Origin of the sequence: Spiroplasma sp. ChiS (assembly GCF_002968355.1) — a bacterium.
Lineage (GTDB): Bacteria > Bacillota_I > Bacilli_A > Mycoplasmatales > Mycoplasmataceae > Spiroplasma > Spiroplasma citri.
The window spans coordinates 1-1,094 of record NZ_PUUH01000161.1 but is presented as its reverse complement, the minus strand read 5'-3'; the positions used below and the strand labels follow the sequence as shown (position 1 = coordinate 1,094).

The 1,094-nt window shown below is 32.9% G+C and carries 1 pseudogene; it reads left to right on the top strand.

The features are described from left to right. Positions 1 to 1,094: pseudogene (locus C6B38_RS10020) on the top strand (adhesin); the annotation flags it as partial.

Below are 1,094 nucleotides of genomic sequence, written 5' to 3'. Positions count from 1 at the left end.
ATAACAGTAATGTTTACTTTGGTGGTAATGATTGAGTTAAATTTACGACAACAATTTTAGATTGGATAAAACAACAAAGTAAGTTTAACTTAGTTGATAGCACCAAAACCCAAACTTGAACTCGCCCCGACTTGCTTAGTGTTGATGGGGAGTTAAACATTGATATTGCCAACCCCAACATTGATAAAGTTATTTTTGATAATGTCCAACAACCACAAACAAGCAAACAATGAAAAATAAATGTTAAACCCGAAACGACAGCCCGCGACCATAATTTACAAGTAATGTTTACTTTGGATGGTAAACAATATACGAGTGAAATTACGGTCTCAATGCAAGCGAAAATTGACCCACCAACACCAAGTAAGCAAGAAAATTTAAGTGAATTAATTAAAACGACTGATTTAGGTAATATCATCAATAACAATGATAACACTATTTTTGCAGCCGTTAATCAAAAAAACCACAATGTTATTGATGATTTTTCGCAAATTGAAATAACCAAAAAAGATAATCATTCTGCAACTTTAACCGCGAAAAAAGATAGTAAAAGTTATGCGGGTTCGGTTGATATAACTTATAATGTTGTTTCAGCAACGATAGTTGACTTAAAGATTGATGTAACAGCAACATCATCAACCGCAACGGTAKTGAAAGATTATCTTGGTCAAATTGACGACAGTAATATCATAAACCCCGTTAACACTTTTTACTATGTAAGTAGTGAAAGTATTATCACAATGGTTAAACCAACACCAAGCAGTGTGATAACTGGGGTGGTGTATGGTTGTGATGATGAATGAAAAAAAACATCACAACCAAGCAATATTGACCCAACAAACGAGATAAAACTTGATGGGTCGCAGTTAGCAACAACAAATGGTAAATATGTTGTTGAACTATCTGACAACCTAGGTCATACCGAAAATGTTTATTTACAAATAAACGAAAATAAAAAAGATATCAAAGAATATTGAAATACGAATAATGGCAAACAATTTGAAATCTGAGCGAAAGCAAATGGACACGACAATATCCGTGGGTATAGTGCTAGTCAATTAAACAATCTTTTTGCAGATAGTAAAAATTGACAA